Origin of the sequence: Spirosoma foliorum (assembly GCF_014117325.1) — a bacterium.
GTDB classification, from domain to species: domain Bacteria; phylum Bacteroidota; class Bacteroidia; order Cytophagales; family Spirosomataceae; genus Spirosoma; species Spirosoma foliorum.
In genome coordinates this window covers 1,092,481-1,109,782 of record NZ_CP059732.1, presented here as the reverse complement: position 1 = coordinate 1,109,782, position 17,302 = coordinate 1,092,481, and the positions used below count along the sequence as shown (strand labels likewise).

General features: G+C 47.6%; 13 protein-coding genes. 5 read left to right on the top strand and 8 right to left on the bottom strand.

Going from position 1 to position 17,302, the window contains the following annotated elements:
- Positions 1–97 precede the first annotated feature (97 nt).
- The 5 genes from H3H32_RS04565 to H3H32_RS04545 form a co-directional block, all read right to left on the bottom strand.
- Positions 98–2,365 (bottom strand): TonB-dependent receptor, encoded by a 2,268-nt coding sequence (locus H3H32_RS04565; RefSeq protein ID WP_182461485.1) that lies wholly within the window; start codon positions 2,363–2,365, stop codon positions 98–100.
- A gap of 216 nt (positions 2,366–2,581) precedes the next feature.
- Positions 2,582–3,913 carry a HupE/UreJ family protein gene (locus tag H3H32_RS04560; RefSeq protein ID WP_240543656.1) on the bottom strand — a complete coding sequence of 444 codons (1,332 nt, stop codon included), beginning with the start codon at positions 3,911–3,913 and terminating at the stop codon, positions 2,582–2,584.
- Between the two features lie 12 nt (positions 3,914–3,925).
- Positions 3,926–5,068: a DUF3500 domain-containing protein gene (locus H3H32_RS04555; protein ID WP_182461484.1), complete on the bottom strand. Its 1,143-nt coding sequence runs from the start codon at positions 5,066–5,068 to the stop codon at positions 3,926–3,928.
- Between the two features lie 759 nt (positions 5,069–5,827).
- Positions 5,828–6,532, bottom strand: a complete 705-nt coding sequence (locus H3H32_RS04550; protein WP_182461483.1) for a LytR/AlgR family response regulator transcription factor — start codon at positions 6,530–6,532, stop codon at positions 5,828–5,830.
- Positions 6,532–7,737, bottom strand: a complete 1,206-nt coding sequence (locus tag H3H32_RS04545) for a sensor histidine kinase (RefSeq protein ID WP_182461482.1) — start codon at positions 7,735–7,737, stop codon at positions 6,532–6,534. Before H3H32_RS04545 ends, H3H32_RS04550 begins: the two co-directional genes overlap by 1 nt.
- Positions 7,738–8,125: 388 nt before the next feature.
- Between H3H32_RS04545 and H3H32_RS04540 the strand changes: the two genes are divergently transcribed.
- Together H3H32_RS04540 and H3H32_RS04535 are read left to right on the top strand one after the other, a co-directional pair.
- On the top strand, positions 8,126–9,706 hold the full coding sequence (locus tag H3H32_RS04540) for a Na+/H+ antiporter (protein ID WP_182461481.1): 1,581 nt from the start codon (positions 8,126–8,128) through the stop codon (positions 9,704–9,706).
- A 202-nt stretch (positions 9,707–9,908) separates the two neighbouring features.
- A complete protein-coding gene (locus H3H32_RS04535) occupies positions 9,909–10,988 on the top strand; it encodes a glycoside hydrolase family 43 protein (RefSeq protein ID WP_182461480.1) in 1,080 nt (359 codons plus the stop codon).
- 289 nt (positions 10,989–11,277) lie between these two features.
- Here H3H32_RS04535 and H3H32_RS04530 read toward each other — a convergent pair whose 3' ends face one another.
- Both H3H32_RS04530 and H3H32_RS04525 read right to left on the bottom strand, forming a co-directional pair.
- Positions 11,278–12,405, bottom strand: a complete 1,128-nt coding sequence (locus tag H3H32_RS04530) for a hypothetical protein (protein ID WP_182461479.1) — start codon at positions 12,403–12,405, stop codon at positions 11,278–11,280.
- Positions 12,402–13,037, bottom strand: coding sequence for an ABC transporter ATP-binding protein (locus H3H32_RS04525; protein WP_182461478.1), 636 nt, complete (start codon positions 13,035–13,037; stop codon positions 12,402–12,404). Before H3H32_RS04525 ends, H3H32_RS04530 begins: the two co-directional genes overlap by 4 nt.
- 196 nt (positions 13,038–13,233) lie before the next feature.
- Here H3H32_RS04525 and H3H32_RS04520 point away from each other — a divergent pair, with 196 nt between their 5' ends.
- Complete coding sequence (locus H3H32_RS04520) at positions 13,234–13,575, top strand: TfoX/Sxy family protein (protein ID WP_182461477.1); 342 nt, start codon at positions 13,234–13,236, stop codon at positions 13,573–13,575.
- Positions 13,576–13,671: 96 nt separating this feature from the next.
- On the opposite strand, the gene H3H32_RS04515 is transcribed toward H3H32_RS04520, so the two are convergent.
- Positions 13,672–15,390 (bottom strand): PQQ-dependent sugar dehydrogenase, encoded by a 1,719-nt coding sequence (locus H3H32_RS04515; protein ID WP_182461476.1) that lies wholly within the window; start codon positions 15,388–15,390, stop codon positions 13,672–13,674.
- A gap of 267 nt (positions 15,391–15,657) precedes the next feature.
- Here H3H32_RS04515 and H3H32_RS04510 point away from each other — a divergent pair, with 267 nt between their 5' ends.
- Both H3H32_RS04510 and H3H32_RS04505 read left to right on the top strand, forming a co-directional pair.
- Positions 15,658–16,563, top strand: coding sequence for an NmrA family NAD(P)-binding protein (locus H3H32_RS04510; RefSeq protein ID WP_182461475.1), 906 nt, complete (start codon positions 15,658–15,660; stop codon positions 16,561–16,563).
- Between the two features lie 12 nt (positions 16,564–16,575).
- Positions 16,576–17,298: an SDR family oxidoreductase gene (locus H3H32_RS04505; RefSeq protein WP_182461474.1), complete on the top strand. Its 723-nt coding sequence runs from the start codon at positions 16,576–16,578 to the stop codon at positions 17,296–17,298.
- The last annotated feature ends 4 nt before the right edge of the window (positions 17,299–17,302 follow it).

The window sequence follows — 17,302 nt, the reverse complement described above, 5'->3', positions numbered from 1 at the left end:
AAACATCCTGTTGCTACGCGACATCAACACAAACGCATAATTATGATTCCACTCCCGTTTTGGGAATGGAATAGTCTTCTGTCATAACAATTAGAAACTACCAGAAGTAGGTCAGACTTAATCGGGCGAAGAAAGGGGTGCCGGGTGTAAAATGAATCTCTTCTACCGGAGCTGCTTCTCCTTTCAGCCGACTTTCGGTGGCAAACTGCGTTTCTTTCCAGCGGGTATTTAGCAGATTTTGCGCCGATAGGCCAAGCGTGTATCGCTTTCGGGCATAGTTCAGCTGCATATCGGTTACAAAATAGCCTTTGGCAACAATCGTATTATCTTCATTGGCAGGCCGATCGGCCATGTACCGATACCGTAACGAACCGCTTAGTCCATACTTGGTTTGTAAGGATAAACCACCCGTTGAGGTAAATACGGGGGCCAAGGGCAGGTAGTTTTGCCCTGCTTCGGCATCCAGCGACCGAGGATTGGCGGTATTCAAATCCACATCCGCATACAAACTTTTCGTCAACTGGTAACGGACCGACAAATCCAGTCCCATTCGGCGCGAGCGCCCACTAGGTTCAACCACGCCTTCATCGCCCACATACACAAACTCCTGCTGCATCCACAGATACCAGGCTGCGGCATTGATCAACAGGTTGGGTAACGGTTTGATAATGACCCCTAAATCGGACCCATAAGCTGCGGGTAGTATTTCGCGTCCATTCTGTGCCGTTACTACGCGGGCATCGTTGGAGTGAAAGCCTTTGCCGGTATTCAGGTAAAATTGAACGCTCGGATTAACCGTGTAATAGAGGTTTAGCTTAGGCGACACAATGGCCTGCGTGGCCCGTTTGGTCGTAACAGGACTAGCCAGTAAATCTTCGTATTGCGACCGGAAGTAATCAACGCGTAGCCCGGCATTCACCGAGAAACGGCTCGTTACTTGAACCAGCTCATCGGCATAAAGGGCTGCATTGATTTCATTAACATTACCAAGTTGAATCGGATTTAGAGTTTCAACGCGATTTTTGGTGTGCGACAATTCCGTTCCGTGCGTGATATCCTGGCGATATTGGGCACCGATCGTTGTTGTCCAGCTTGTTTTCCCGATGTGCGCCTGGGTTGAATAACTGCCAGTGTAGCCAAACAAATTCCGATGCTCTTTCTGCCGAATCTGGTCGCCGTTCACCGTGTCTTTGAGGAAGAAGGTGAAGTTGGAATAAAGCTCAAAATTGTAATTGCTGTAATAAAATTGATTCTTGATCACATGGTTTTTCGGCGTTACGGTTACCAGTTGGGCATTCAAATTGGTACGACTCGTTTCTCCTCCCTCAGTTGGATCGATGGAGCCGAACCAATCGGTCAGGCCTGATTCAACGGCCCGATCTGGAATTTGTCCCGAATGATTCCACTTGCTCCAGAACGTAGAGCCCGTTAGCGTCAGGTTCGTATTGGCTCCTACGTGTCCATGATATTTACCCAGTACGTTGAGCCGCTTGAAATGCTGAGGATTATCGAAGTACGAATTAGAATAGGAATACTCCGACGCCAGATAAGCCGATTGGTTCTTGTCTCGACCAGCCTGCCCTAACAAATCGATCCCCGCCACGGCCCGATAGGTATCGTATTGGCCAACTTCGAGCTTCGCAAAACTTTTATCCAGGGCGGTACGCGTTCGAAAATCAGCCCAGCCCGCCGTTGCTAAATTGCCCTTATCGGTGGTGTAAGGGCCTTTTTTAAAATCCACGCCTTCTACTAGTTCGGGAATAACAAAGTGTAAATCCGCATAGCCTTGGCCATGTGCATGCGAGACCATATTGACAGGCATACCATCGACTGTCAGGCGAATATCGGTACCATGATCCAGGTCAAAGCCACGCAGAAAAATTTGTTCGGCTTTACCTCCCCCGGCATGTTGGCCGATAAATAAGCCGGGTACGGAGCGGAGAATCTCCTGCGAATTGGTGATCGGGCGGAGTTTAATATCCAGACTACTGATCAGTTGCTGATCGTGAGCCCGCGTGGCCGATACCTGCACCTGACTCAGTTCAATAGGCGCACTAATCAGCGAGATTTTAAGAAATAGAGTTTCATCATCACCAACAATTGTCGTAACCAACTGACTCTGAAAGCCTACGTGCGAAAACTCTACTTTATAGGGTGCGGCTACGAGATTTGTGAAGCGAAATTGCCCCAGTTCATCGGTAAGCGCCAGTTTACCTAAACCCGTCAACTGGACCGATACATTCCGCAAAGGCAAATGCGTCGATTGATCGTAAACAATGCCGGCAATGTTTCCCAAATGGGCAAACGCAACCTGGATTGACACAAGCCCCACGACCAGCGTAACGAGTATATTTTTCAGTTTCATTAAAGATAAACTCTATAATTCCGACTCCACAGACGGCAAACAGTCTAATCTATGATGGATGTCGACAAGCTACGCAGACGTAAAGTACAAAGGTACGACTGGTCTAGTTTACCGTACACCAATAGTCACAACAATTCAATTCAGCCGAATGACCGATTTATGCCGGAGTTAGCAAAAGTCCACTAACTCCACGAGTCAATAATGGATTGGATAGTACTAGAGTACAGGAAGTTGGCTCGTTCGTTTCATTCGCCAGGTGAGCCATAGGGCAATGAGTGCCAATATACCCAACCCATAGGGAGCGTACGAAGCCATTTGTTCGACTCCTCTGGTCAGGCTGTTAGTTTGTCCGGTAATGCGTTCAATCACCCAGGCCATAGCGGCAACGGCTGCCAGAAAAGCACCGGTCAATCGAACAACCCGGTACGATTGCGTACGGCTCAGCAGTATTAACCACGGAATTACCAGCAAAATGATAAACACTTGCATGAACTCAATCCCCAGATTGAAGCCCAGAATACTCAGCGCCATTGGGCCAGCGTCGAGTTGGAGGTTAGCCAGCGTACTGGCAAACGCCAACCCGTGAATCAGGCCAAATCCAGCAGCAATCCAGGCTTCGCGACCCGGAAATAGTGGACGAACCGCATGAGCCGCTGATACCAGAATCGATACGGCAATCAGAATTTCAACCGGTTGCGACGGTAAGCGAACCCAACCCAACGAGCCTGCCAGCAACGTGATAGAATGACCCACTGTAAAGGCCGTCACAATCAGCAACAAGCGTTTCAAACTATATCGAACTCCCCCGAATCGGCCCCAACGTTGGCCAATTACCAGTAACGGAGCAGGCAACAACAGTACAAGTAGAAACAGCAGATGGTCGGTTCCTTCCGCAATGTGCTGCATGCCGAGCTTCACCATCGCCGTAAAACCGGCCCAGTGGCTACCCGATTCAATACTGATCGGCAAAGGCAGAATACGGTTATTGACAATATCTAAACTGATGGTACCCACCTGAACGGGTTCGCTTTCGGCCAATTGACCGCGCTCCCAATCCTGCCGTACCAACACCAGAATTTTATGGGTCATTACCTGATGCAACACTACATCATAGAAGAACGTAAACTGCCGCACATCGTCGCCCGCCGGAGGAATCATTTGCACCTGGGCTGTTAGTTCGCGATACACTCCATTGATTGGATTCTGACTTTCGTGAGCGGTCAGTTCGCCAACCGATACCGTCCAGAAACGCCCGTCAGGGCTTTGCGGTCGAATATGTGCTTTGAGATAGGCTCTCAATTGTGGCCCCAGTCGTTCGACCAACCTTGCCGACGAATCGTTAACAGCATGCCCCCAGGCCGACTGCAACTCAACGAGCGGAATTTGCAGCTCGGCATCGATCCGATTGGCGTGCACATTCAGCAGCACAACCGAATTCGGCATGGGGTGAGCAGTCGCTATCGTTGCCCGACAGATGGCCCAAAGACTGATTAAGAAGACCATCAGCCGCCCGTCCAGACGGCTGATGGAAAAAGTTAGCTGCTTCACGAGACTGATTCCTTAGTTACCGCCGTAATCGCTGGTATGATCGCGCCATACCGAGTGTGAGTGCGGTGTGTTCTTGATGATAACCCCACCCTGATACGAAAATTCGATCCAGACACTTGGTCCATCCACACGCACGTAATCACCTTGCGAAGCCATAGCTGTTGTTCCCGAATACGAAATATACGTATTAGCCAGTTCTGAGGTATACTTGGTCAATATGGAAGCTGCCAGATTTGCATCCAGATCATTGACATACAGCTTGATAGCGCTCAACACCAACGCCTGCTTGTCGCTGCTTAGGTTGCCTACCTGTAAGCCCGACTTGGTAGCCGGAAACTTGCCATCCTGCCCTGGTCCTAATACCAAGTCATTGTAGGAACCGGATAGCTTAGCCGTCGTTTGTTCCGCTGTGCTCAGTCCCGTCAGCATGGCGGCAAAGGCCACGCGTTCCTGTTCAAAAGCCTGATAGGTTCGGTTGGCTGCCGTAACAGCCGCCTGCGGCTCAGTACCCCGAAACGCGGGCGTTACCCCGGTATTTGCTCCTCCATTGAAGGTAAACGGTTGCGTATAATGGTGCCCCGTGAACAAAATCGCCCATAGGCTGCTAGTACTCGGCGTGCCTAAAAACGAGATATAATAGTTACCCGCGCCATAATCTGAACCACCACCAATGGTGTTTAGGTAATCATCGGCAACCAGATTACCAATCATCTCGTCGTACCCTTCGTTGGTCGTATTCAGCGACAATACGGCTACCATTAGGTTACGGAAAGCGGCCAGTTGGGTGTCACTGAGTGAACCAAGATTGATCCCGATTCGAGCCGACATTCCTGCAGGCAGGTTCGACCATTTCTGCGCGTTAGTTTTGGAGTAGGTAAGTTGCGTAGTGGCCAGCTGTGTACTGGACAACGTTGACTTAAAGGCTTCGGCCAGACAAACGATCTGAGCAACACCCGTCGAATTACAGGTCGTTGTTGTAGCTGTCGTAGATAAGGTTGTCGTGATCGTGCTCGAGTTGCTCGTCGTCGAGCCCGTTGATGTACTACCACCACTCGTAGTCGTACTGGTCTCAACTTCCGTTGATTTGCAGGATTCGAAAATGTGGCTGAAACTAAAGAGTAACAGCAGGAAGATAGATAGGTTTTTGCGTTTCATAATGGCTGTTGACTAAGCTCAACTCAGCTGACTAATTGCGTACATAATCAATTACTTAAAACCGCTTATCGCTGTTGCACACCCTATGTGCAGTTGGGGTAAAGAGTTGAAATGTTGTGGTGAACGAGCCGTTATTGGCCAATTAGGTTCTACAATTCAGGGCGTTGACTACCGATGATCGCTCCCACCAAACAAAGGTCATCCGCAAAAATGAGGAACTGGGAAAAGAGTGGTTAACTCTACTACTCTGGGGGTAATTAGTTCGACTTTGTGGTGAATAAGGAAAATTATGGGGTAAAGCTGGAATTTACCCGTCCCCGGCCCCTCCCCTGGAAATAAGGGGAGGGGCCGGGGACGGGCGGCCGCTGCAATGAGGTTAAATGCGTATCCTCGGTCTGTTTCCCCCATCTATGACATATACACATTGGGCCTATTCGAAACTCCGTTAGGAGTGGCCTGTTAATAGAAAACAAAGAATTTTCCATAACCCGAAGCGCCGGAGCCGGGCCGCCGGAGCGGTGCGACCTATATGGATGAAATTAGGTCGCACCTACGGCGCTTTGAGCTCATAATCAACGATAACATCTATTAACAGGATGCTCTTACAGAGCTGGTTAGCCTATGCCAGAGATTCGTTTGCTCTCTAGTTTCGTTAAAGAGCGTAGTATGGACTACGCCTAACAAAGACTGGCTCCACACCCCTCCCCTGAAAATAAGAGTCGTCCGCTGCCGTGAGGTAAAATGCACGTCAACAATCCCTTATTTCATGAACAGGCTAAAAAACTCTTTTTCATAGCTGCTTCCGATGGGAATTTCCTCATCATCGATCAGAATCATACGCCCCCGAATCGACTGAATTTTGTCGATCGGGACAATAAACGACCGGTGAACGCGAATGAATTTTTCAGCAGGCAACTTTTCCAGCATGGCTTTTAACGTAAGTCGTAAAACCACGGGTGGCCCCTCTTTTACATGAACCTTCAGATAGTTATCCAGCCCTTCAATAAACAATATATCCGACACGGTCACTTTCACCAGACCGTAATCAGCCCGGAAGAAAAGATGTGCCTGCTCTGCTCCTGGAAGACTGTTGCCATTTGTTTGCTGAAGCGCCCGCCATCGTGTTTGGGCGCGCTGTATCGCTTTCGTAAACCGCTCGAACGTGTAGGGTTTTAGCAGATAATCAACAGCTTCTACTTCGTAGCTTTCCAACGCATACTCGCTATAGGCCGTCGTGAAAATAACGAGGGTTTGCTGGGTGATGGATTTAAAAAAATCCAGTCCCGATTCCTTCGGCATATTGATGTCTAAAAAAATTAGATCGACGGGGTTCGTTTCCAGATACAAGCGAGCTTCGCCAGTGCGGGTGAAAGTTTTGGCCAGATCAACAGAATCAATTCGGCTACAGAAAGCGTCAATGATATCCAGGGCAGGGCGTTCGTCGTCGAGAGCAATGGCTTTCATCAAGATAATGTCAGGCTTAAATGGACATGAAAATCAGTCAGAGTATCGTCGATGGTTAGCTGATGGGCATGTGGATACAAAAGCCGTAACCGCTCTCGGGCATTTTGTAAGCCCACGCCTGTTGAATTTTCGAACGAGATGATCTGTACCTTTTTATTCGCGACATAGAGGTGTAGGCTGCTTCCCTCTATTGTCAGATGGACGTCAATTTTGGAGTCTTCATCCGGACTCACCCCGTATTTAAATGCGTTTTCAATAAAGGAGAACAGCAGTAAGGGCGCAATTTCTAACTGCCTCTCATTGCCCTCCAACTGATAGTTAATCTGAACCGCATCGCGAAGTCGGGCTTTTTGGAGATCGATATAGTTCGCGATGTAATTGATCTCCTTGGCCAGCGCTACTTTATCCCGGTGCGCATCGCGAATGATGTAGCGCATGAATTCCGAGAGCTTCACAATCGTATCGGCGGTTCGCTCATCCTGCCGAATGGCTAAGGCGTAAATACTATTGAGCGTATTGAACAGAAAATGCGGTTGAATCTGGGCTTTGAGCTGGCGAAGCTCCGCCTGTAATTGATCATTTTCAACCTGATGTAGTCGACTGGCGGTCTGAAAGGAAATAGAAATAAGGGTACTCAGACTGCCTAGTAAGAAAAAGATGCCTAGCTTCACAGGCAGAAGCAGCGTAAACGGAGGGCCAGCGTGATTATCACGGCGTTCGCCAAATGGAGGCCGGGGAGGTTTGCCAAACCGATGTGGTCTAGATTTTCCATCGCCTGGTTCAAACGAGCGTTCAGGCTCATCAGGTCGCGACTCAAACGGGGGGCCTGAGGGGCCTACCAGCATCATTTCCTCCACAAAGATTTGGCGAGCCCAGGCTTGCAATGTATTTTCTGTTGGTACTTTGAAGAAAGCCCATTGCTCAATCCGATATGGAAGATAAACGGCGGCTAAGATGCAGCTGATGACAACAATCGCATACTGACGATACCGTTTGGCCAGAAACCAGCGGGGTACAAATACAGTATAATTTAAATAAGAGAACAGGACAAAGAAAATGTAAGCTAGCCCATTCTGCACTAGATGTTCGTGCGGTCGTAGTGGAGACCAGCTTACCCCATTGTATCCAAAATAAAATAGTGGTAGAATTACCAGGGCAATTCCGATCAATACATGGATGCGATGCGCTCTTAACCAGGTTCCCATTCAATTCGTCAACTAACTAACAAATGTATATCAATCGCCTGGAGCCAGAGAATAATTGTGGCTAATCAAACAAAAACTGGGGTTAATGAATTGGGGCTGCCTGGCATCTTCGGTCTGTGTCCTCACAGAACGCCTATGAATTAGCCTTTGTCAAAGCGTTCTGTGAGGACACAGACAGAGGACACGTTTCTATAGATTCTTTTGATCCTGGTCGAGTTTTTTCATCGATAATCTATGCAATAGAATCGACTAGAATCAATAGAATCCCGAAAGATCAACCCCCGAAAATCAGAACAGATACCTTTCAGGAAACGCTGCTGCCGTGCGGAATCATCCGGTTGACTGTTGGTGTTGAAAAATAAAAGAAGAACGATAACCCTTGTTTTAAATGCATACCATTTTGCCTTTTTTGCTCGCTATGATAGCCGCCATTGTGCTGCTCGAGATGCTGGCAACCAAACTCAAAATTGCTTATCCTATTCTGTTGGTTGTGGCCGGATTGCTGGTCAGTTTCTTACCCTGGCTACCCAGAGTAACGGTCAACCCCGATCTTATTTTCTTTATATTTCTCCCTCCCTTATTGTTTGAAGCGGCTTGGTCTGTTTCTTTCAAAGAGATGAAGAAGTGGTGGCGTATCATTGGCAGCTTTGCCTTTCTGGTCGTGTTTTTTACTGCATTTTCAGTCGCTATCGTTACCCATTACTTCATACCCGGCTTTACTATTGCGTTGGGTTTCTTGTTAGGCGGTATCGTATCGCCCCCCGATGCGGTTAGCACGGGTGCTATTACGAAGTTTGTCAAGATCTCGAAATCCACTTCCGCTATTCTGGAAGGAGAAAGCTTACTCAACGATGCTTCCTCGCTGATTATTTTCCGTTTTGCGCTGGTGGCAGTCGGTACAGGTCAGTTCATTTGGCAGCAGGCCGCAACGAGCTTTTTATGGATGGTCATTGGCGGAGTGGGTGTTGGTTTATTCCTCGCGTGGTTCTTTGTTCAGGCGCATAAACGCCTGCCTACCGATGCTTCGTCCGACATGGCCTTTACGCTCATTGAGCCTTATTTTATGTATTGGGCGGCCGAGCAATTGCATTGTTCGGGCGTCCTAGCCGTGGTCACTGGCGGCTTATTTATGTCGGCCCGACGGCTGTCTTTTTTAAACAGCTCCAGCCGCATCCGAAGCTTTAGTGTTTGGGAAAGCTTCGTATTTATCCTGAATGGCATTGTCTTTCTAATCATCGGTCTGGAACTCCCCGAAATTGTTGAAGGACTACAGACAATGGGTATTCCCCTTCGCACCGCCATTGGCTATGGCGTACTGGTAACGGGGGTGCTGATTGCCGCCCGTATCATCAGCTCATATGCGGCCATGATTGCGACCATGATCTTCCGGCCGGGTGTAGTTCCCCGAACCCGCTCGAACATAGGCCGTTTCCTGATACCACTTTTATTAGGCTGGACAGGAATGCGTGGGGTTGTCTCGCTGGCAGCAGCTTTAGCCATACCCATTACCTTAGACAATGGCAGTCCTTTTCCGGAGAGAAACCTCATTCTGTTTATCACCTTCGTAGTGATCCTGCTTACACTTCTGGTTCAGGGACTTACACTACCCTATATCATAACCCGGTCGGGTTTATTTCAAGGGCTAGACGGCGAATCGGAGGAATCGAGCAAGCAGAAAATGAAACATGGCCTGAAACAGCACGTCTATCAGTTTCTGAAAAACAAATATGAAAGCGAACCCAATGGCAATGCAGGTCTGGAAAAAATCCTCAAGCAATGGGAAGAACGTGCCAAAGCAACAGACGATAGCTGGATGAACGGCAAAACAAAAATTCTCTTTGTCGAATTACTCGAGATCCAGCGGCAATACCTCACAGAGCTAAACAAAGACCCGCAGATTGATGAAGAAATCATCCGTAATCAATTGTACCAGCTAGATTTGGAAGAAGAGCGTCTGAAAATCATTTAAGGGATTTTAGAACCGGAAAAAGCGCTTTTCTAAACAGATTCTCGTTTCATTTGTCGAGATTCTGCCTAGAAGTAACGCTTCCCCTTAGAGCCGTACCACGGTTCTACTGAACATCATGCCTAACCGTGGCACGGCTCTAAGGGAAAGCGCTAAGGAGAAGTCAGTCACTACGCGCTTTTCTGGTCAATAAGAATTTGCAACGATGAAGCTTACCGTCTTAATTATTAGCTTAACGATCTCAGTGGGAGGAGCTTTAGCTCAATCCAAATCAGCCTCCGAACAGGTAAAAGTCAATCCGCCACTGACTATCGAAAAAGATAAACCAGTCTGGATGCTGACATACTTCCGTCAACGCTATCCGACACGCATTGAGATTGACGCCAAGGGCAATACAGTTGAAGTCCCCTTGCCAGACCCCATGCTGATTAATAAACTGCACATCGCCTTATCGACCGATGGACGCCACTGGACACCCTTAAATGACAACAAACCCGTATGGGAACACCACGTTCGTGATCCTTACGTGCGGAGAGGGCCCGATGGACTTTGGCGCATATTATCTACCGGGGGCGGAAACAGAAACGATCGGGAGAAAGTAGGCCCAAGTTGCCTCTACATCACCTCAACGGATTTGATCCATTGGCAGGTGGAAGGTTCGCTGCCCTTGATGAAAGACGTGCGAAGCGAATCAGGGGCTTTTGCCGGAAATATTTGGGCGCCCGAATGGTTTTACGACGACAAAACCAAGGAATATGTCTTATTCTGGTCTTCGTCGTTTAAAGATGCAGGCTGGAAAGAAAGTCGGTTGTGGTCTTGCCGGACACGCGACTGGAAAACGTTTACCCCAGCCAGCGTTTTTTTCAATCCACCTTATTCGGTAATCGACGGGACGTTACTCAAACAGAATGGGACTTATTATCTCTTTCATAAAGAGGAAGAGTTTGGTGCCAAAACCGGCGAAAGAAGGGCGATTCGGGTAGCGACATCCAAGAACCTGGAGGGACCATACAGTCCCGTCAACGGCCCCTTAAATCAGGGTCAGATCGTCCCGGTAATTACCGAAGGCCCAACTGTGCTCAAAGATCCTCTCCAAAAAAGCTGGCTATTGTTTTATGACTATTGCATGACGAATCGGTTTGGCGTGTCTTCATCACCCGATTTGATTCACTGGAGAGTGGAAGAAAATGTCAATTTTCCTCCCGACGCCAGGCATGGCTGCGTTTCGCTACTAACCGCAGCAGAAGCCCAAACGCTACTGAATACGTATCCGTCGAAAGACTGAGTCTCCACTGTTGAGCGTAGTATGTACTACGTTCGAGTGTTATCCGGTCTTATTTATTTTCACTAATTAATCGAGGAAAATACTTTTCTATGTTCTTTTCAATCTCACCGGGTTTTAACCTGGTGCAGTTCATTCATTCTATGTTTTTGCGCCGGGTTTTAACCCGGTGAGATTAAAAAATAAACCGCGTTTATTTTTTAATCTCAATCAGACCGGATAACGCCACAGCGTAGTCCAGAGCCTACGCCCAACAAAGGATGGCCCGTCAGATGTCGCTTTCATCATACCTCTACCCCAGCGCCTGATACTGATAGCGATATAGGAGTCCCCAGGCAGCCATTGCGTTCCCAACGACCAGGAATCCGGTGAAGCCAAAGAGTATGAGTAACAGAAAAAGAATAAACAGCCCGAATATCGACCGTAAATACGTCTCCATCCGTTGGCCAAGCTTGTAAAGAAGGCTACGAAATAATAGCGCAGTGCTGAGTAGTAAACAAGCGCCAATCAAGCCCAGACCGAACCCACCTAGCACCAGTAAACACACGATTTCAGGGAGCAGCAGTAAACCATATAGAGCGGCTTGCTGGCCGTATAATTGCCACTGGCTGTAGGGAAAATTTCGAGCAAAACGTAGATAAAACAACTCAAATTCACTCGACTGATAGATCAGAATGACATGCGCAAGAGCAACACAGATACTTATAATTCCAAACAATCGCGCATCCGTATGGGAGTCTGGGAATAGGCTAAAGATAAGCGCAATACTAATCAGGGACACGGCTTTTGTTATGGCATAAGCAACCCGTTTCTTCTGAATCACGTCGTACAAAAACAGGCTAAAAAGGGGCTTGGGCCAGCTTCTGAGCCAGCTTAGTTCATTAGCTTTTACCGGTTCATCAATCCTATTATTGATTAGCCCCGTATAGTACCAGGCACCGTAGAAAACAAGTGTGAGCAGATAAACAGGGAGCACTAACGGAATGACCCAGTGACCAAAGTTTAGCCCGATGATCATGGCAAATAGCCCTAAGATGATCATCGGTAGGGATATCACCAGTTGAACGACGGCCCAGGATTGAATCTGCCGCGACCAACTTAAGGCCGTACTGCTGTAATACAAAAACTGAACATCTACGCCTTTCAACCGCCCCGCTACATATTGCCAGCTCTTTACATGATACAGGAAGCAAAGTCCAAACAGGAACACTACGCCCAGTGGTTCGCTAACCGACGTAAGAACCAGTTTTAAGGCATTCAGAATAATTTGCTCCTGAGTCAGGTGCGTCTGATTGAGTACACTGGTGTAAAAAAAATTGATAAAAATAACGATGAACAGGGATAGCAATAAGCCGGTATGGGTCTGATAAAAACCGTTGGCCACGATTTTGATTAAAACGCGGATAAGGGGCCTTTTCATAAGGTAAACTGTACCGTTTTATGCTCAATTCGTATTTCCTGCACATTCGACAAAAGCTCACCTTCGAATGATTGATGGGATGATAACAAAAAGAGCGTTTGCTGGGCCTGGTACTGGCTAGCAATCCAGGAATACAGGATAGGAAGTGATTCGACGTCAAGGGTCGTCAGCGGTTCGTCTAACAGAATACAACTGGGCTGGCCTAAAAAAGCCAGAACAAGGGAAAGCTTTTTAAGCATCCCACTCGAATACGTGCTGATAGGATCGCCTACGTAAGCTGTCATCTGCATACTTTCCAGAAAGAAATCTTCCTGATGACTGGGTGCTTTTTTTGCCGATTTAAAAAGCTGGATGAGTTCGGTGCCCGTTAAAAATTCGGGAAATATGGGTTCTGCCTCTGCAAAATTCACCAGGCTCCGATAGGCCACCGACTGTTTCTTGAGGCTCCATTGGTTATTGAGACGTATATCGCCCTCGAAAGTCGTCATGCCAGCTAACGCTTTCAAAAACGTACTCTTACCCGACCCATTCATACCCCGAACCCAATAGATGCCCGGTTTAATGGTAAAATCATCAACCTGAAGAACGACGTGGCGGTTATAGGCCTTACTGAACTGGTTAATTTGCAGCATATTGATGAACGTTCATCTGGAGTGGCTTATGAGTGCCTTCCAATGTGTAAATGTATCAATACAGCTATCAAGGCCTTGGCAAAATTATATGAACGGAAAACCGGGATTCCATCAATTAACTATCGGTTTCTTGTCCAATTACTGTATTCTGTAAGTTTGATGAATCAATTGTCAATAACCTATTCATGCTGCACGAATGGCATATGATCAACACCTGGCCGACCGAATCCGGGAGAAACTGGCTGAGCTTCCCAATCTGGCAGAAAAAGAAATGTTTCAGGGCCTTACCTTCTTGATTAATGAAAAACTATGTATTTGTGTAAGTGGCGACAAACTCTTGTGTCGGTTTGATCCCATTTTGCATGAGGAAATGGCCGAAAAGAACGGATTTGAAGAGATGGTTGTCAATGGGCGAGTCTACAGAGGATACGGCTATATTCAACCAGAGGTTCTTCGAAGTCAGCGAGATCTGGATTTCTGGATTCAGTTAGCGCTTGCGTTCAACCCTCGAGCTAAAGCCGCTAAAAAGAAGAAGTAGCTCAAGAGAGGTCTGCTTATTTAGTAAGTACCTGTCGTATAATACATTTCATCACAAACCTATAAGGTCTCAAAGACCTTATAGGTTTAAACTACCTCAACGTTCTACAGCCGTTTTGATCCGTCTGATTTTACCGTCGCCTTTGGTCGTGATGTACATTTCCTTTGTCAACCGATTGTAATTAATCCGAAGGTCGACCCGCTTTGAACCCGACAGTTCTGCCAGGTTTGTGGCTTTCCCATCCTGCACGATAGTCAGTTCATGCACAGAATGATCGGTCAGATTCTTATCGATATTGGCGAAGAAAACCCGGCCCCTGGCAATATCCCCGAAAATGTATTTGTGTTTCAAGGCTGCGATTGGGCCGTCATAGACATAGCCTCCACTGATCGCATTGCCGTCGATATGGTCGTATTGTAGAAACGGCTTAATGAATTTGTTAGATTTTGTGTCGGGTACGGGATACACATTCTTCAAATCCTTCGACGAGATGCCGTAATTTCCCTCCCGTACATTCCAGCCATAATCGCCCCCTTTCTGAATCACATTCACTTCTTCGAAATTAGACTCCCCTACATCCGTCGAAAATAAGCGGCCATCATACCAGGCCAGCCGGTGCGGATTTCGGAATCCATAGGCATAAATCTCCTTATACACCGCAGGGTCAGTGGCCTCTACAAAAGGATTGTCGGCGGGGATGCCATACTGTCCATTCTTGCTGTTTCGTCCCAACGGATCGATTCGGATAAGCGTACCCAGCAGGGAAGTAAGTTTATGGCAAAGCTCCGGATGCTTGCCGATCGTTGAGCCACCGTCGCCGATACCAATGTACAGCTTACCATAGTCAGGGTTGCCTTTGACAGCCTCTGGGTTAAAACTTATATCCTGCATACCATGCGCTGCGGACGGCATATTAACCCGCAACAACTCCCGTCGTTTACCGCTAAATACCGGGCTAGTTATATCATCCTGTTTCCATTCCGAAACAACCCATTGCAAAGCCATCTCTACCGAATCGCTGTAGGCGTAATCGGCCCGTTTGCCCTTGACAGCTTCTGTATGCGTACTGTACATAAGCCCGTTAGTCAGATAGTCGGGGTGGAATGCAAAACTACCTAAACCAGTGCCGAGCCCCGGCTCGTTGATGAAATTTTCGATCAAGGGACGAACATCCAGAAAAGGCTGAACTTCTCTGCCGACGATTCGATAAATCAGTCCGCGTTGGTCACTTACGAACTGCGACCCGTCGCCTGAAGGGTGAGCGCGCATCGTAGCAATCCGGGTGCGAGGCATTTTATCGCTGGAGGGCGGAATGGTAACAAAATCTTCCAGCTCGATGGTAAGATTTGATTTAGCTACAGGTTCTGTCAATCGCGCTGTCGCTCCTCCTGTATCGTTTTTGACTTCCAGCGGTTGACTATTGCGCTTTTGGGTCTCCTCAGCAATGTAAGCCACAATGGATTTCAGCTCATCATCCTTCAGAAAATCGAAAGACGGCATAATCATCTTGTAGCGTTTCGAAAGATTCACCGCCCGCACATTTCCCGACTCAATTGCTTTAACCGGATTCTGCATAAACGCAATGAGTTCTTTCTCAGACAGCAGGCGGGTAATGCCCCCAAGTTTTGGCCCGATTCCATCCTGCTCCAGCGCGTGACAGGATACACAGTGTGTTTTAAAAAGTGCCTGCCCCTGTGAATCGGCTGTTGTTGGATGCGTCCGGATAGAACCCGACAGGTCATGGTCATTAGACGTATTGAGCCATACCAAAACCAGAAAGGGAAGGCTGTAGAGGTAGCGTAACAAAAAGGCCATGTATAAAGGATCAAGCCTTTAAAAGCCAACTTACGCTAGCAACTACCATTCGGGGACCGACAACTACTGTTTTCAGCGGAGATTACTGTCAACTAAGCTAATCAATCCAAGTTGGCTACAATAGCCAAGCTAATAAGGGATTTACTAAATGGAATGGTGGTTGGCTCGAAGACTCTACAACGGTACTTTGACTACAACATTCTGCCTTTTGGCTAAAACGGTTTTGCCCCTGCTGCGGACTTTTGCATAGACAAAACAGTTAACCACATGAACATTGTATTAACAGGCTCGCTAGGGAATATTGGCAAACCGCTCACCCAGCAATTGGTGCAAAAAGGGCATTCCGTTACCGTTATTAGCAGTAACGCTACCCGACAAAAAGAGATTGAAGCGATGGGCACAAAAGCCGCCATCGGGACCATGCAGGATACTGACTTTCTGACCCAAACCTTTACTGGTGCCGATATTGTTTACCTCATGGAAACCATGGAAGCCGTCGGAGATAGCTTTGATCAGTCGGTCGATTTCATTGGCCAGATCACTCAGATTGGTCAGCATTACAAGCAGGCTATTGAGCGCTCGGGCGTCAATAAGGTGATACACCTGAGCAGCATTGGTGCGGATATGGATCAGGGGAATGGTATTCTTTTGTTCCATTATAACGTAGAACAGCTCTTACGGCAGCTATCTGCAGAGGTAGCCATTAAATTCATTCGCCCCGTTGGCTTTTACCTCAATATGCTCTCGTTTATACCCACTATTAAGCGGCAGGGAGCCATTATTTCCAACTATGGAGGTGATACCAAAGAGCCGTGGGTATCACCAAAAGACATTGCCAATGTGATTAGCGAAGAGATGGACAAATCGTTTGATGGCCGTACGGTTCGCTATGTGGCCAGCGATGAAGTATCGCCAAATGAAATTGCCAGCGCGCTGGGGAAAGCGATTGGAAAGCCGGATCTACGCTGGAACGTCATTTCGGACGAACAACTACTGACCGGTTGGCTAAAAATCGGATTTAATGAGCAGGTAGCCAAAGGTTTTGTAGAACTGCAGGCCAGTCAGGGTAATGGCAAGTTGTATGAAGACTATTACCGGAATCGGCCAGTGCTGGGAGCCGTTAAACTAGCCGACTTTGCAAATGATTTTGCCCTTGTATACCACAACGAATAAACCAAGTTTTCCATGAAAACAGTACTCATAACAGGCGCCAACAAAGGAATTGGTTTCGAAACAGCTAAACAGCTGGCGGAGCTAGGCTACTTTGTTTACATTGGGAGCCGGAACCAACAAAATGGCCAAGAAGCCGTAGAAAAGCTGAAAGCTCTGGGGTTAGTCAATGTCGATTTTATCCAGATTGATGTAGCCGAGCTGGATTCTGTTAAAGAGGCAAGAGCAGAACTGGAATCAAAGATTGATGCCCTGGATATTTTAATCAACAATGCCGGCATCTCTGGCGAGCAGCCTCAGTCATTTTCTACCGGCAACATGGCTAATTTACGCAATCTGTTTGATACCAATTTTTTCGGCACGGTTCAAACGACGCAACAATTCCTGCCGCTGTTGAACAAGTCGACTCAACCCGTTATTATTAATGTATCGAGCGAAGTAGGATCGTTGACCCTGCATGCGCGTGAAGGCAAAAGCCCGAACTGGAATTTATACAGTGCGTATGGATCAACCAAAACGGCCCTGAATGCTTTTACTATTATGCTGGCGAATGAATTGAGAGGAACCGCATTTCGGGTAAACAGCGTGACACCCGGCTATACCGCTACCGACCTCAATCAGCATAAAGGACTCAAAACGGCAGAAGAAGGGGCAAAACCGATCGTGCGTATCGCGACTCAACTGGATAGAAGCGACACCGGAAAATTTTATAAAGACACCGGCGAAGTACCCTGGTAGGCTA

Excerpts from the sequence above, each read along its gene's own strand:
- H3H32_RS04515 (WP_182461476.1), bottom strand. The coding sequence starts at position 15,390 with ATGGCCTTTTTGTTACGCTACCTCTACAGCCTTCCCTTTCTGGTTTTG.
- H3H32_RS04510 (WP_182461475.1), top strand. The coding sequence starts at position 15,658 with ATGAACATTGTATTAACAGGCTCGCTAGGGAATATTGGCAAACCGCTC.
- H3H32_RS04520 (WP_182461477.1), top strand. The coding sequence starts at position 13,234 with ATGGCATATGATCAACACCTGGCCGACCGAATCCGGGAGAAACTGGCT.
- H3H32_RS04505 (WP_182461474.1), top strand. The coding sequence starts at position 16,576 with ATGAAAACAGTACTCATAACAGGCGCCAACAAAGGAATTGGTTTCGAA.
- H3H32_RS04565 (WP_182461485.1), bottom strand. The coding sequence starts at position 2,365 with ATGAAACTGAAAAATATACTCGTTACGCTGGTCGTGGGGCTTGTGTCA.
- H3H32_RS04540 (WP_182461481.1), top strand. The coding sequence starts at position 8,126 with ATGCATACCATTTTGCCTTTTTTGCTCGCTATGATAGCCGCCATTGTG.
- H3H32_RS04535 (WP_182461480.1), top strand. The coding sequence starts at position 9,909 with ATGAAGCTTACCGTCTTAATTATTAGCTTAACGATCTCAGTGGGAGGA.
- H3H32_RS04525 (WP_182461478.1), bottom strand. The coding sequence starts at position 13,037 with ATGCTGCAAATTAACCAGTTCAGTAAGGCCTATAACCGCCACGTCGTT.
- H3H32_RS04530 (WP_182461479.1), bottom strand. The coding sequence starts at position 12,405 with ATGAAAAGGCCCCTTATCCGCGTTTTAATCAAAATCGTGGCCAACGGT.
- H3H32_RS04555 (WP_182461484.1), bottom strand. The coding sequence starts at position 5,068 with ATGAAACGCAAAAACCTATCTATCTTCCTGCTGTTACTCTTTAGTTTC.
- H3H32_RS04545 (WP_182461482.1), bottom strand. The coding sequence starts at position 7,737 with ATGGGAACCTGGTTAAGAGCGCATCGCATCCATGTATTGATCGGAATT.
- H3H32_RS04550 (WP_182461483.1), bottom strand. The coding sequence starts at position 6,532 with ATGAAAGCCATTGCTCTCGACGACGAACGCCCTGCCCTGGATATCATT.